A 13,794-nucleotide genomic window follows, 5' to 3' on the forward strand; every position below is an offset into this window, starting at 1 on the left:
TATGACGGCCAACGGCGGTTTTGGGAAGGGCAGGGGTGGAAAAAATCCTTGCAGGACCCTCATGCGCCGTTTAATATGGGTAGGTAGCCTACCTATTTAGATGCCCATGTCCAATACTGAAGACCTTCCCATCCCCGCACGCGCGCTGGCGCTGTCCGATGACTTGCGCCTGGCGTTCAAGCGCCTGCTGCGATCCATGCAGCGTGAAGGGGGCGAACTGGAAGGCGGCATGTCGATGATGCAATATATGTTGCTGGCGCTGATACACGAACAGCCCGGCATCGGCGTGGCTGCGTTGGCGCGGCTGCAGAATGTACGCGGGCCCACCGTCAGCGCGCAGGTCAAGTCTTTGGCCGAAACGGGGCTGGTCGAGCGCAGCGCGCCCGATCCGCAGGACCGGCGCCGCTCCGGGCTGCAAGTGTCCGCACAAGGCTTGGTCATGCTCGAAACCCTGCGCGCGCGGCGCCGCGATACACTGGCGCGGCGCATCGCCCGCCTCAACCCGCAGCAGATGATGGCGCTGGAAGCCGCCATGCAGCCGCTGCTTGAGATAGGCCAGGCATGAGTCGCCACGATCATGCCGCAGGCGCTGAAAAAGACGCGGCCAAGCCCGTCACCGAGCGCGAAGTGCGCGCCATCTACCTGGGCTTGATGGTCGTGCTGGGGCTCGGTGCGCTGGACCAGAGCATCGTCGCCACGGCCTTGCCGCGCATCGTCGATGACCTGGGCGGCATGGCGCACCTGTCGTGGGTGGTCACGGCGTATGTGCTGGCCTCGACGGCCACCATGCCCCTGTACGGCAAACTGGCCGACCAGTATGGCCGCCGCCCCATGATCTTCACGGCCCTGCTGACCTTTCTGCTCGGTTCCGCGCTGTGCGGGCTGGCGCAGAACATGACGGAGCTGATCATTTTTCGCGCCATCCAGGGCCTCGGTGCGGGCGGCTTCATGCCGCTGGCGCAAATCATCATCGGCGACATCGTGCCGCCGGCCGAGCGGGGCAAGCGGCAAGGCATGGTGCCCATCGTGTTTGCCGTCACCAGCGTGCTGGGCCCCGTGCTGGGCGGCGTCATCACGGATGCTTTCTCGTGGCACTGGATTTTCTATGTCAACCTGCCCATTGGCGCGGCCGCCTTTGTCATCATCGCGCGCGCCATGCGTAAGCCCGCACGCACGCATGCGCACCAGATCGATTACCTGGGGTCGGCATTGCTGACGGGCGCCATCACGGCGGCCCTGCTGGTGCTGGCGCTGGGCGGCACCGAGTGGCCGTGGGATGCGCTGGCGATCAAGGTGTGCGGCTGCGTTGCCGTGCTGCTGGCTATCTGGCTGGCGGTACACGTGGGCAGGGTGGATGAACCCGTGCTGCCGCCCGACCTGTTCGAAAACCGCACTTTCAATATCGCCAGCCTGGTGATGGCCATGACGTTCATGGGGCTGACGGGCGCCAGCGTCTTCTTTCCCCTGTTCTTCCAGCTGGTGATGGGCACCAGCCCTGCGGAGTCGGGCGTGATGACGGTGGCCATGATGGTGGGGCTGGTGGCGTCGTCGATGTTCAACGGCAGGGTGCTGTCGCGCTCGGGCAAATACAAGATGGTGCAGGTGGCTGGACTGGCAGTGGCGCTGCTGGCGTTTGCCGTGCTGGCCTGGGCCATGGCAACGTCGCGCGGTTACGCGATCCTCGAGCCGGCCATCTTCTTCCTCGGCACGGGCCTGGGTCTGGTGATGCCGAACATGACGATTGCCGTGCAAAATGCCTTGCCCCTGGCGCGCCGCGGCGTGGGCACGGCCATGCTGGCCTTTTTCCGCTCGCTGGGCGGCTTGCTGGGCGTGACGGCGTCCGGCGCCATCCTCGCCCACCAGCTACATAGCCATGGCGTGGAAGCCGTTTCTGCGCTGGGCGCGCATGCGGCGCAGCAGCTGCACACGGTGGACGTCTACCGTCATGCGATCGCCAGCGTGTTTGGTGCCGGCGCCGTGCTGCTGTTCTTGGGACTGATCGCCTTGCTGTTCCTGCCGGAACTGCCCCTGGAGGGGCATCCGGCAACGCTCAAGGATGATCAGTAGCGTTCCAGCCAGTGCGCGTAAGGTGCCGGCAGGGTCCACGAGGCGCGCTCCACGCCGAGCTCCTTGGCGGCAAAGTAGGCCCAGTGCGGATTGGCCAGGTGCGCCTTGCCGACCATCACCACGTCCAGCTGTTCTTCCTTGACGACGCGCTCGGCGATGGCTGGCGTGCCGAAGCCCCAGGCGGACGAGACGGGCACGCCTGCTTCGCGGCGCACCCGCTCGGCAATCGGGCCCATGAAGGCAGGGCCCCACGGAATCGAGACGTCGGGAATCGTGAAGCCCATGCTGACGCTGAGCATATCCATGCCCGCATCCTTGAACTGGCGCACCAGGGCGATGGATTCAAGCAGGGTTTGCTCGTCGCGGCCGTCGAATTCCAGTACGCCGAAGCGTATCGTCAGCGGCAGGTGCTCTGGCCACACTGCGCGCACGGCTTTCAATGTTTCCAGCAGAAAGCGGCTGCGGTTTTCCACGCTGCCGCCATAGATGTCGTCGCGCTGGTTCGAGTGGGCGGAAAAGAAGCTCTGTGCCAGGTAGCCGTGGGCGAAGTGCAGTTCCAGCCATTCGAAGCCCACTTCGCGGGCGCGCACGGCCGCATCGACGAAGTTCTGTTGCACGCGGGCGATATCGTCGAGGTCCATGGCGCGCGGCACTTTCGGCAGGCCGCCGCCAAAGGCGATGGCGGACGGGGCGATGGTTTGCCAGCCGCGCGCATCACCTTCAGTGATATGGTCGTCGCCTTCCCATGGCCGGTTGGCGCTGGCCTTGCGGCCCGCGTGGGCGATCTGGATGCCGGGCACGGAGCCGGCCGCCTTGATGGCTTTCACGATGGGTGCGAAGGCTTGCGCCAGGTCATCATTCCAGATGCCCGTGCAGCCGGGCGTGATGCGGCCTTCTGGTGCCACGGCCGTCGCTTCGACGATCACCAGGCCCGCGCCGCCACGCGCCATGCCCGCATAGTGCGACAGGTGCCAGTCGTTGGCCTGGCCATCGACGGCCATGTATTGGCACATGGGTGGCACGGCGATGCGGTTGCGCAGGGTGATATCTTTAAGACTGAATGGTTGGAAGAGGGCGGACATGGTGGCCTTTGTGTTTGTTGATGGTAATGTGGGTGACTACTGATTCGGTAGTTCGTAAATATTCGAAGAATGGAATTAGTATAGCGCATGCTGTATGATTCTGCTCATGCGTCCACACAAACATCCTCCTGCCAGCGAATTCATCCTTGAGCGTGTGCTCTACGCCTTGAGCGATTCCATCCGCCTCGACATCGTGCGCCACCTGGCCCGCGTTGAGGCGGCTGCCTGCGGCGACCTCGATGGCGGGCGCCCGAAATCGACCGTGTCCCATCATTTCAAGGTCTTGCGCGAAGCGGGCCTGGTGTACACGGAAAACGCCGGCACGACGCACATGAACACCTTGCGCCGCGCCGATATCGAGAGCCGCTTTCCCGGCTTGCTGGACGCCATCCTGGCACAACAGCCTTTGGCGCCCGGGCTGCCGGAAGCGGAACAGCTGGCGGCTTAGCCGCCTGCCGTGCCACGCCATCTTCCAGCCTCGGCTATGATGTCGGCCTTTCGGTAGCTCCTCAGCCGCGCGCCTGTTGCGCGACGCGCTGGCGGTGCCTGCCTGGCACGGCAAGGAATAGGAATGACGGCAGCGGCAGTAGCATCACAGGCGGACCTGGCAAGGCGTCCGCAGTTTGGCTGGATCAATGTTTTAAAGGCGGGCGCGGCGCAGTTGATCGTGTTGCACCACCTGGCGTTTTACGGCCCCATGTCCGATTACGTGCAGCCCCTGTGGCCTGCCTTGCTGGACTGGCTGGGCGGCAGCGCGCGCATCGCCGTACAAGTTTTTCTCGTTATCGGCGGCTTCCTGGTCGCCAAGTCCCTCGCTCCCGCCGGCCTACCCGGCATCGCCACCCCGCTACAAGCGATCTGGCGCCGCTATGCCAAGCTGGCGCCGCCTTTCCTGGCCGCCACCTTGCTCGCCGCCGTGCTGACGCCCGTGGCGGGCATCTGGATGCAGCACGACTCCATGTCGGGCGCCGTCACCCTGGGCCAGTTGAGCGCTCATGCCTTGCTGCTGCACGGCGTGCTCGGCTATGAATCGCTGTCGGCCGGCGCGTGGTACGTGGCCATCGATTTCCAGCTGTACCTGCTGACGGTATCGCTGCTGTGGCTGGGCGGCCGCCTGGCGGGCCAGCGGCGCGGGCACTGGCTGATGCCATTGGCCGTCACCGTGGGTATCACCTTTTCCTTGCTGTATTTCAATCTCGATGCGGATTGGGACAACTGGGCGCCGTATTTCTTCGGCAGCTATGGCCTTGGCATGCTGGCCTGGTGGGCTGGCGACCCCCGGCGCAATCCCGGTGCCATGACCGCGCTCATGGCCATGGCCGCCGTGCCCGTCCTGCTGGCGCTGGCCATCGACTACCGCAGCCGCATCGCCCTGGCGCTGATTGTCGCCTGTGCCCTGTTCCTGTTCGGCCGCGCCCGCACGCCCGCGCAAGGCCGCGCCTGGAGCGCCATCAACACGCTGGGGCGCATCTCGTATGCGGTGTTTCTCGTCCACTTCCCCGTCTGCCTGCTGGTGAACGCAATAGTCATCACTTTTGTTCCTTTGGTGCCGGAGTGGCAGGCGCTGGGCATGCTGACGGCCTGGGGCGCCAGCCTGGCGGCCGGGGCCGCGTTTTACCGCTGGGTGGAAGTGCCGCTGGGGCGGGTGATGGGCAGTGTGGTGGCGTATCTGGCCGGGAGGCCGGCGTTGGTGTCGCGTTAAGAGCGAAGACGTAGAGTGCCGATGGCGCTCGTCTTCCGGAAATAATGCTGCCTGTTTCTATTTTTGAAAAACAAAAAAGCCAACCGCGAACGGTTGGCTTCTTCATAGTATTTGGTAGGCCGTGCGGGATTCGAACCTGCGACCAACGGATTAAAAGTCCGCTGCTCTACCAGCTGAGCTAACGACCCGAAGAAGAAAGATTATAGGGGGTGCCCGGGATTCTGTCAAACCTAACGGGCAACTTTTTCCCCGCTTTTACTTTTTGCCGCCCCGTTCCTTGGCGGCCTGGGCCGCGCTGGAGTCGGGGTAGCGCGAGATCAGGGCGTTCAAGGTCTTGGTCGCGTTCGGCTTGTCTTTCAGCTCCGTGTAGCAGCTGGCGATGTTAAGCATGGCGTCGGCCGCCTTCGGGCTGTCCGGGTAGTGCTTCAATACTGCCTGCTGGGCCGTGATGGCGCTCTTGCAGTCGCGCTGGGCGTAATAGGCGTTGCCCAGCCAGTATTGCGCATTGGCCGCGTAGGCCGATTCCGGATAGCGTTTCACGAAGGCGTCCAGTGCCGTGACGGCGCCCTTGTAGTCGCCCGACTTGAACAGGCCGAACGCCGCTTCGTACGCGCTTTGCTCGGACACGCCCACGGCCGCTTCCTGGCCGTCAATGGTGACCTGGCGCGGTTCGAGCTTGCGCAGGCGCGCATCGATATCGGTGTAGAAATCTTTCTGGCGCTTTTGCGTGTTTGCCAGGTCGTTGCCCAGCACTTCGATCTGGCCGCGCAGGCGGGCGATTTCTTGCATGGTCTGGTCGTGCTGGTTGATCATGCTCAAGGTGCTGGTCTTGTCCGCCTTGGCGTCGACGCGGCTGTTCAGGTCGCGTGCCATGGCGTCGACCTTGGCGCGCAGCTCCAGGATGGCCTTGCGCGCTTCGTCGTCATCGAACAGGGCGGCGTTGGCGTGCAGTGGCAGGATGGCAAACGCGGCCATTAAGGCGGCGGCGACGCCGGCTTTCGAGAATGTCATCATGAGTCGGGCTTTCAAAGGTTACGCAAACATGCAAACGGGGCGCCGGGCGGTGAATCACCGCGCTGCGCCCCATTATTATGCCTATGACTGGCCAGTTAGGTAAGCGTCAATGCTGCGGCGCTCACCCGGCAACATCAATAAACGATGTCAGCGCGGCGGTTTTCTGCCCATGCTGCTTCGTTGCTGCCTTGTGCTTTAGGCTTTTCTTTGCCCAGCGACACGGCTTCCATCTGGCCTTCTGGCACGCCCAGGGCAGCCATCGACTTGCGCACGGCTTCAGCACGTTTCTGACCCAGGGCCAGATTGTACTCAGCGCCACCGCGTTCATCGGTGTTACCTTGGATCAGGATCTTGCGTGCTGGGGTTTTCACCAGGTAAGCAGCGTGGTTTTGCACGACTGGGGTGTCCGCTTCGCGCACGACGTATTTGTTGAAGTCGAAGTAGATGCTGCGGTTAGCCAGCACGCCTTTTGGATCGTCCAGTGGATCGACCGATGCGGTCGTCACTGGCTGAACTTGACGGGTGTCAACTGGAGCTACGACTTTTTCAGGTGCGCGCTCAACGACTGGCGTTTCGGCGACTTTGACTGGGGTGCTGCAGGCGGACAGCAGAGCTGCGGTAGCGGCGATGAAGGCCAAGCTTTTAAAATTACTCATTTTTATTCTCCGGGTCATGGTTAAAGGTGAAACTGTACAGCATTTACTTCATGAAAGGACCCCAGGTGGGCTCCTTGATATTGCCAGCTTGCGTGGTCAAACGCTGTTTGACGCGGCCATCCACCGATACCACTGCCAGCGACTTGCGTCGTCCGGATTCGGTCGCGTACATGATATATTTCCCGTTGGGCGAAAAGCTCGGTGATTCGTCGTTGGCGGTGTCCGACAGGCGCAGTTCCTGGCCACTAGCCAGGTCGAGCGCGTAGAGCTGGAAATTGCCGTCGCGACGGGAAATATAAGCGAGTGTCTTCCCGTCGGAGGAAATCCGCGGGCTGATGTTGTAGGGGCCGCCAAACGTCACGCGCTTGGCATCGCCGCCGTTGACCGACATACGGTAGATTTGTGGTCCGCCGCTGCGATCGCTGGTGAAGTAAATGCTCTGGCCATCGGCCGAGAATTGGGGTTCCGTATCGATGCCGCTGCTGCTGCTGACGCGGCGCAAGCCGCTGCCGTCGGCATTGACGGTGTAGACCTGGGTATGGCCGTCGCGCGACAGGGCCACGGCCAGGCGCGAGCCGTCCGGGCTCCAACTGGGCGCCGAATTGCTGCCTTTTTCATTCGAGACGATGGTGCGCTGGCGCGTCACCAGGTTTTGCACGTAGACGATGGGCTTTTTCTTTTCAAACGAGACATACGCCACCTTGGTGCCATCCGGCGACCACGAGGGCGAAATGATGGGCTCGTTCGAGCGCAGGGCGACCTGGATGCCTTCGCCATCGGCGTCGGCCACTTCCAGGCGGTATTCGCGGCCCGATTGCGTGACGTAGGCGATACGCGTGGCGAACGCGCCCTTGACGCCCGTCAGTTTTTCATAGATGTCGTCGGCAATTTTATGCGCCAGCAGGCGGTTGAACTGCGGCGCGGCCGCATTGTTCATGCTGGAGAGCTGGGCGCCCTTGATGGTGTCGAACAGCTTGTAGCGCACATCCAGGCGGCCATCGGCCATGCTTTGCACGCTGCCTGCCGCCAGCGCGTCGGCGCCGCGCGACTTCCACTGCTCGTAGCTGACGGGCGCCGTTTCCGCCACGGGCGCATCGGCGTCGATCAACTTGAACACGCCGCTGCGCGCCAGGTCGGCCTTGATGATGCCGGATAACGATTGCGGCGCCGCCGATTCATTGACGAAGCTGGCGACAGCCACCGGGATCTGGTTGCTGCCGATCCCCGTAATTTCCACGCGCAGCTGCGCCTGGGCGCCGGACGCCCCCAGCATCAGGCTGGCGCAGAGCACGACATAGCTCATTTTTTTCATGGTCATCATTTAGGCAAATCCTTCATCTCGAATATGAGTTCAATCTCGCGTTCCACGGTGCCGTCTTTTTTCTTCGGCAGTGGAGACGATTTATTAATGGCGTTTTCCACCGAGCTGTCATACGCCGGCAGGCCGCTACTTTTAATCTTTCGGACCGAAATAATTTCCCCAGTTGGCAGTTGCTCGATCTTGAACACGGCGCGCGGGTTGCCCGGCACCTCCGTGCTACCGCTGTACGCGATATTGCTCTTGATCTTGCTCGTCAGGGCAGCGACATAGCCGCTGTCCTTGCGTGGCGCAGTCGCTTTCGCGGCCGTGCCCGTTGTGCCGGCGCCTGCCGCACCCGTGATGCGGCTCATTTCCGCAGCACGCGCCTTGTCGGCGGCTTTTTTCTCTTCAGCCGCTTTCTTTGCCTTGGCGGCTTTTTCCGCTGCCGCTTTTTTGTCGGACAGCTCTTTCTCGGCTTTTTCTTCCGCCGCTTTCTCTTTGGCCTGTTTGGCTTTCTCCAGCTTGTCGGCCTTTTCTGCTTTTTCTTTTTCCAGCTTGTCAGCCTTGTCTTTTTCTTTCTGTTTCTGCTTTTCCAGTTCGCGCTTTTCTTCCTCGCGTTCCTTCAATTCCTGCTTGCGGCGTTCTTCCGCTGCCGCTTTGTCTTTTTCTTCCTTCAGCTTGGCCTTCTTGCGTTCCAGGGCGATTTCCGCCTCGCGCAGGTCGACCTTCGGCTCGGGCGCGGCCACCGGCGGCGGTGGCGGCGGGGCAGGCTGTTCCACTTGCGGTTCTGGCGGCGGCGCCGGTGTCGGCTCCGGTTCCGTCGCCACATCGGGCGGCGGCGCTGCCGTCTGCACTTTCAGGTCCCACACTTCCGCTTCGACGGCCACAGGTTCCGTATTTTGCCAGTGTACGCCCACCCACAGGAAAAACAGCAGGCCAAGATGCATCGCCAGCGCCAGGCCCAGCGAGGGCCAGCGGCTGCGTTCGCGCGGCACGCTGTAGGGCTTGCCGAGTACATGGTCGATTTGTTTGGTCTGCAAAGTCTAGTCTATCTAAAAACGGTCAAGTCTGGAAACAGGATGCTGTGCTTACTTGGTGGCCAGGCCGACGCGGGTGATGCCCATCTTTTTCGCTTCCGAAATGAGCTGGATCACATCGTCGTACTTGCTTTCCTTGTCGCCCGCGATCATCACGGGATAGTCGGGATTGCTCTCGTGCAAGCCACGCAGCTTGCGCAGCAGGGCGTCGCGGTTCGGTTCCGTTTCCGGCGACAGCTGCTCCTTGCCGATCACGCCGATCGACAGGGAACCATTCGGTTTGAGCACGATCTGAATATAGTCATCGGGCGGTTTCGCCGACTTTTCCGCGTTGGGCAAGTTCACCACGCTGGGATTGTTCGACGATGGCATCACCATGAAAATGATCAGCAGCACCAGCATCACGTCGATATACGGCACGACGTTGATCTCGGACTTGAACTTGCGGCCACGGCCGCCGCGCATGCCGCCGCTATTGAATGAGGAACCCATGGACGCTGCTCCCTCTTAGCGCGACTGGCGCTGCAAGATGTTGGAGAATTCCTCGACGAAGCTTTCGAAGCGGATCGCCAGGCGGTCGATGTCATGCGAAAAGCGGTTGTAGGCGACGACGGCGGGAATGGCCGCGAACAGGCCGATGGCGGTGGCGATCAGCGCTTCGGCAATGCCGGGCGCAACGGCGGCCAGGGTGGCTTGCTGCACGTTGGCCAAGCCGCGGAAGGCGTTCATGATGCCCCAGACGGTACCGAGCAGGCCGATGTAGGGCGAGACGGAACCGACGGAGGCGAGGAAGGCCAGATGCGATTCGAGCACGTCCATTTCGCGCTGGAAGGCGGCGCGCATGGCGCGGCGTGCGCCGTCGAGCACGGCACCCACGTCCAGCGCTTCGCGCGAACCGTAGGATGCCTTGCCCTTGATGAATTCGCCCATGCCAGCGTCAAAAATGCGGGCCAGCGCGCCGCTCTGGTCACGGTTGCCACTGGCGTTCTGGTGCAGCGCATGCAGGTTGCCGCCGGCCCAGAAGCTGCGTTCGAATTCGATGGTCTGCTTGCGCGCCTGGCGCACGGCAAACATCTTGCGGAAAATGTAGGTCCAGCTGGTCAGGGAGATCAGTAGCAGCAGGGCCATGATCAGTTGCACGATCAAATGGGCATTGGTGATGAGCGCGAGGAAAGAAAGATCTTGTGTAACGTTCATTGGCTGGCAGTCTGTTGGGTGAATTGTCCGGGGGTGGCTGTAGGGCTCAGGCGGCGCGCATGCGGGCCGCCACTGCATCAGGCACGGCGCGCGGGCGCAGTGCCGAGTCGACGCAGCCAATCTTGACGCGGGCCGTGTTGAGCAGGCGGTCGCCGCACCAGGCTTGTTGCAGGAAAACGATGGAGGCACGCCCCATTTTTTCTATGCTTAAGGTTAATCTTACCGTGTCATCGAGCTTGGCTGGCGCATGATAGTCGGCGTTGACACTTTTGACAACGAACATCGCGTCATGCTGCTCCAGCAATTGCTGCTGGCCCACGTCGATGGCGCGCAGCCATTCGGTGCGCGCGCGCTCGAAAAATTTCAGGTAGTTAGCGTAATAGACGATGCCGCCGGCGTCGGTGTCTTCATAGTAGACACGTACATTCCAGGTAAAGACTGAAGGCATGTTTATTGCGCCATTAGTGAGATTGAGCAACATTTTACGCGATTTTTCTTCTTGTGACTTGATGCGCTTGCTGGAATGCCATGCAAAAGCGGCATGCAAGTTGCACCGCAGCATTGTAAAACGGAGGGCTGTAATGGCAAGCCCCGTAACATACGCTTACATGCGCCACCCAGGTTTACGTCAAGCTTAAGAGGGCGGCGGCGCTTGCCGGGCGGCGGATTATAGCTGCACGGTTGCATTCCTTGCTCAATTTGGGTACTTAACTTACAATTTGACTTCCATTACGTCTCACGTGACTGGCGAAAAGTCGGGCGATCTCCCTGGATGGCGATCGGCAAACCGGCGAAAGGTGGGCACCCACCGGGAAACGTGAGATTTTTCATCAGCCGTTCGCCTGGGTAGCCACTATGGAAAAGCACGAAGAGGCTGCCTGTCAAATGTTGTTATTCACTTAACGCCGGCTCCCCTCATTCGATCCAACCTGCCAGTACAAGCACCCTCATACTTGGAGTTTTTACATGTTTGCAAAAGATCACACCCTCGCCAACGTCGATCCCGAATTGTTCGCCGTCATTCAAAAAGAAAACACGCGCCAGCACGACCACATCGAACTGATCGCGTCGGAAAACTATACGTCGCCAGCCGTAATGGAAGCGCAAGGCTCGCAACTGACAAACAAGTACGCCGAAGGCTATCCAGGCAAGCGTTACTACGGCGGCTGCGAATACGTCGATGTGGCCGAGCAACTGGCCATCGACCGCGTCAAGCAATTGTTCGGCGCCGAATGCGCGAACGTGCAGCCGAACTCCGGCTCGCAGGCGAACCAGGGTGTGTTCTTTGCCATGTTGAAACCAGGTGATCTGATCATGGGTATGTCGCTGGCCGAAGGCGGCCACCTGACCCACGGCATGCCACTGAACATGTCCGGCAAATGGTTTGACGTCGTGTCCTATGGCTTGACGGCGGAAGAAGACATCGACTACGAGGCGATGGAACGCCTGGCTCGCGAACGCAAGCCAAAACTGATCATCGCCGGCGCTTCCGCCTTCTCGAAAAAGATCGACTTCGAACGCTTCGGCAAGATCGCCAAGGAAGTTGGCGCCTACTTCATGGTCGACATGGCCCACTACGCCGGCCTGATCGCCGCCGGCCTGTACCCGAACCCGGTGCCATTCGCCGACTTCGTCACTTCGACCACGCACAAATCGTTGCGCGGTCCACGCGGCGGCATCATCCTGATGAAGGCTGAACACGAAAAAGCCATCAATTCGGCCATTTTCCCCGGCATCCAGGGCGGCCCGCTGATGCACGTGATCGCCGGCAAGGCCGTCGCCTTCAAGGAAGCACTGAGCCCCGAGTTCGTCGAATACCAGAAGCAAGTGATCAAGAACGCCGACGTGCTGGCGAAAACCCTGATCAAGCGCGGCCTGCGCATTGTTTCCGGCGGCACCGAATCGCACGTCATGCTGGTCGACCTGCGCGCCAAGAACCTGACGGGCAAGGAAGCCGAAGCCATCCTCGGTTCCGCGCACATCACCTGCAACAAGAACGGCATCCCGAACGACCCGCAAAAACCCTTCGTCACCTCGGGCATCCGCCTGGGCAGCCCGGCGATGACGACGCGCGGTTTCAAGGAAGCGCAAGCGGAAGAAGTGGGCAACCTGATCGCCGACGTGCTGGACAATCCGCATGACGCCGCCACCATCGAGCGCGTCAAAGCGGCCGTGAAAGTACTGGCCGACGCGCACCCTGTGTACGCAGCATAAGAGCCTGTTCCGGTAAAGGAATACATCCGCAGCAGACAGCCCCTCGGAAGCGGGTGCTGCGTTGCTCGTCGTAGCATGGCTCGCCATGCGTCCTCCTCGCGCCTTGTCCGCGCGACCGATGAGCAATCTGCTGCAGACGCTCCTTACCAGAATAGTCTCTAATTATTTGTCCAGAATGTGTCATACAGAGTAAGATTCTGTCTGACACATTCCAGTGCTGCCCAAGGGCGCCCGGAGTGATTCGGGCGCCCTTTGTACAAGGGCGGCGATTTTCCGTCATTAACCACTATAAAGCTGTCTCCGCCCCATGAAATGTCCATTTTGCCAGCACGGCGATACCCAGGTTCTCGATACGCGCGTATCGGAGGAAGGGGATGCCATTCGCCGGCGCCGCCGTTGCGGCAAATGCGACAAGCGTTTTACCACCTACGAGCGGATTGAACTTATCATGCCGGCCGTCGTCAAAAAGAATGGCAGCCGGACGGAGTTCGCTGCGGATAAGTTGCGCGGCAGTTTGATGCTGGCCTTGCGCAAGCGTCCCGTCGCGGCCGCCTCCGTGGATACGGCCATCGCATCCATCCAGGAAAAACTGCTGACCAGCGGCTTGCGCGAAGTCGATTCCGGCTATATTGGCGAACTCGTCATGCAGGAACTCAAACGCCTGGACAAGATCGCCTACATCCGCTTTGCTTCCGTCTACAAGAATTTCGAAGACCTGGCCGAGTTCCAGGATGCGATTGCCGAAGTGGGGCAGGCGCGCAGCAAGCCCTGACGTACACGCCGACGTTTGCCTTGTTGAAGGCGGGGCTGGTCTTGCGCCCCCTTGTCACCACGCCAGCGTTCGCCTGGCAAGTGGCCTGATCAATCCCAACGCTGTTCTTCCCGACTTATCGCCGTGCTGTTTGCGCTAGCGCAGACCCGCTTTTGTGCGCGCGCCTATCTTGTAGCTGGGCCGCCTGTTTTCGCGACTCTTTCCGCAGAAGGGAGTAGCGTATGCGCAAGGGCGGTCGTGCAATGTTTTCCGTGGCTGGCAGCAGCCTCGTCGAGGTGCTGGTGTCGCTGTTGCTGTTGGCGCTTGGCCTGCTGGGCGCCAGCATCCTGCAACTGACTTCCCTGCGCGCGCGCCATGAGTCGGCGCTGTTGTCGGCGGGTGTGCAACTGGCCGCCGGCATAGCCGAGCGCATGCGCGCGAACAGCGCGCTCATGCAGGGGCCCGATGCGGGCAATCCCTACCTGAACCTGGCCTACCTAGCGGCGGACGGCGCCGCGCCTGGCGGCGGTGCGCCCGACTGCTTCGGCGCTGCCGCCTGCAGCGCTGCCGAACTGGCGCAATTCGATATCGCCGAGTGGAAGCAAGGGCTATATGCAGCTTTGCCCGGCGCACGTCTGCACATCTGCCGCGACCTTGCCGCGTGGGATGCCGCCGCCCAAGGCTTGCACTGGGCTTGCAGCGGCGGCAAGGGCGCGCCCATCGTCATCAAGCTGGGCTGGCGCGCCCGCCTGCCCGATGGCTCGCCCGCCGAGA

The 13,794-nt window shown here is 61.5% G+C and carries 15 protein-coding genes, 1 tRNA gene and 1 riboswitch; of the genes, 7 read left to right on the forward strand and 9 right to left on the reverse strand.

From position 1 onward, the window contains the following. Positions 1 to 106 precede the first annotated feature (106 nt). A complete protein-coding gene (locus K0F85_RS23265; RefSeq protein ID WP_219118299.1) occupies positions 107 to 565 on the forward strand; it encodes a MarR family winged helix-turn-helix transcriptional regulator in 459 nt (152 codons plus the stop codon). Next, complete coding sequence (locus K0F85_RS23270; RefSeq protein ID WP_257638133.1) at positions 562 to 2,067, forward strand: MDR family MFS transporter; 1,506 nt, start codon at positions 562 to 564, stop codon at positions 2,065 to 2,067. Before K0F85_RS23265 ends, K0F85_RS23270 begins: the two co-directional genes overlap by 4 nt. Here K0F85_RS23270 and K0F85_RS23275 read toward each other — a convergent pair. Then, entirely contained in the window at positions 2,061 to 3,149 is a 1,089-nt protein-coding gene (locus tag K0F85_RS23275) for an NADH:flavin oxidoreductase/NADH oxidase (protein ID WP_219118300.1), read from the reverse strand. The genes K0F85_RS23270 and K0F85_RS23275 overlap by 7 nt on opposite strands. A 106-nt stretch (positions 3,150 to 3,255) precedes the next feature. On the opposite strand from K0F85_RS23275, the gene K0F85_RS23280 reads away from it, so the two are divergent. Together K0F85_RS23280 and K0F85_RS23285 are read left to right on the forward strand one after the other, a co-directional pair. Further along, entirely contained in the window at positions 3,256 to 3,597 is a 342-nt protein-coding gene (locus K0F85_RS23280; RefSeq protein ID WP_219118301.1) for a helix-turn-helix transcriptional regulator, read from the forward strand. Positions 3,598 to 3,720: 123 nt separating this feature from the next. After that, positions 3,721 to 4,851, forward strand: coding sequence for an acyltransferase (locus K0F85_RS23285; RefSeq protein ID WP_219118302.1), 1,131 nt, complete (start codon positions 3,721 to 3,723; stop codon positions 4,849 to 4,851). Between the two features lie 112 nt (positions 4,852 to 4,963). On the opposite strand, the gene K0F85_RS23290 is transcribed toward K0F85_RS23285, so the two are convergent. The 8 genes from K0F85_RS23290 to ybgC all read right to left on the reverse strand — a co-directional run bounded on the left by K0F85_RS23290 (position 4,964) and on the right by ybgC (position 10,503). Further along, positions 4,964 to 5,039, reverse strand: a tRNA-Lys gene (locus K0F85_RS23290). Between the two features lie 67 nt (positions 5,040 to 5,106). Next, positions 5,107 to 5,865, reverse strand: a complete 759-nt coding sequence (gene ybgF, locus K0F85_RS23295) for a tol-pal system protein YbgF (protein WP_219118303.1) — start codon at positions 5,863 to 5,865, stop codon at positions 5,107 to 5,109. Positions 5,866 to 5,999: 134 nt separating this feature from the next. Continuing rightward, a complete protein-coding gene (gene pal / locus K0F85_RS23300; RefSeq protein ID WP_219118304.1) occupies positions 6,000 to 6,521 on the reverse strand; it encodes a peptidoglycan-associated lipoprotein Pal in 522 nt (173 codons plus the stop codon). 43 nt (positions 6,522 to 6,564) lie between these two features. Then, positions 6,565 to 7,833 carry a Tol-Pal system beta propeller repeat protein TolB gene (gene tolB, locus K0F85_RS23305; RefSeq protein WP_374198794.1) on the reverse strand — a complete coding sequence of 423 codons (1,269 nt, stop codon included), beginning with the start codon at positions 7,831 to 7,833 and terminating at the stop codon, positions 6,565 to 6,567. 5 nt (positions 7,834 to 7,838) lie between these two features. After that, entirely contained in the window at positions 7,839 to 8,861 is a 1,023-nt protein-coding gene (gene tolA / locus K0F85_RS23310; protein WP_257638134.1) for a cell envelope integrity protein TolA, read from the reverse strand. Positions 8,862 to 8,909: 48 nt separating this feature from the next. Then, positions 8,910 to 9,350, reverse strand: coding sequence for an ExbD/TolR family protein (locus K0F85_RS23315; RefSeq protein ID WP_223278896.1), 441 nt, complete (start codon positions 9,348 to 9,350; stop codon positions 8,910 to 8,912). 15 nt (positions 9,351 to 9,365) lie between these two features. Continuing rightward, positions 9,366 to 10,055 carry a protein TolQ gene (gene tolQ / locus K0F85_RS23320; RefSeq protein ID WP_046682323.1) on the reverse strand — a complete coding sequence of 230 codons (690 nt, stop codon included), beginning with the start codon at positions 10,053 to 10,055 and terminating at the stop codon, positions 9,366 to 9,368. Between the two features lie 46 nt (positions 10,056 to 10,101). Next, a complete protein-coding gene (gene ybgC, locus K0F85_RS23325; RefSeq protein ID WP_219118306.1) occupies positions 10,102 to 10,503 on the reverse strand; it encodes a tol-pal system-associated acyl-CoA thioesterase in 402 nt (133 codons plus the stop codon). Between the two features lie 282 nt (positions 10,504 to 10,785). Next, positions 10,786 to 10,910, forward strand: a riboswitch (ZMP/ZTP riboswitch). A gap of 111 nt (positions 10,911 to 11,021) precedes the next feature. Between ybgC and glyA the strand changes: the two genes are divergently transcribed. The 3 genes from glyA to pilV all read left to right on the forward strand — a co-directional run. Then, positions 11,022 to 12,269 (forward strand): serine hydroxymethyltransferase, encoded by a 1,248-nt coding sequence (glyA, locus tag K0F85_RS23330; RefSeq protein ID WP_058050318.1) that lies wholly within the window; start codon positions 11,022 to 11,024, stop codon positions 12,267 to 12,269. Between the two features lie 307 nt (positions 12,270 to 12,576). Continuing rightward, positions 12,577 to 13,041 (forward strand): transcriptional regulator NrdR, encoded by a 465-nt coding sequence (gene nrdR, locus K0F85_RS23335; RefSeq protein ID WP_071078724.1) that lies wholly within the window; start codon positions 12,577 to 12,579, stop codon positions 13,039 to 13,041. A gap of 221 nt (positions 13,042 to 13,262) precedes the next feature. Then, positions 13,263 to 13,794: type IV pilus modification protein PilV (pilV, locus tag K0F85_RS23340; RefSeq protein WP_257638135.1), on the forward strand; the 532-nt coding region annotated here is incomplete at its 3' end.

Source organism: Janthinobacterium sp. UMAB-56, from assembly GCF_900095265.1.
In the GTDB taxonomy this organism is placed as follows: domain Bacteria; phylum Pseudomonadota; class Gammaproteobacteria; order Burkholderiales; family Burkholderiaceae_D; genus Janthinobacterium.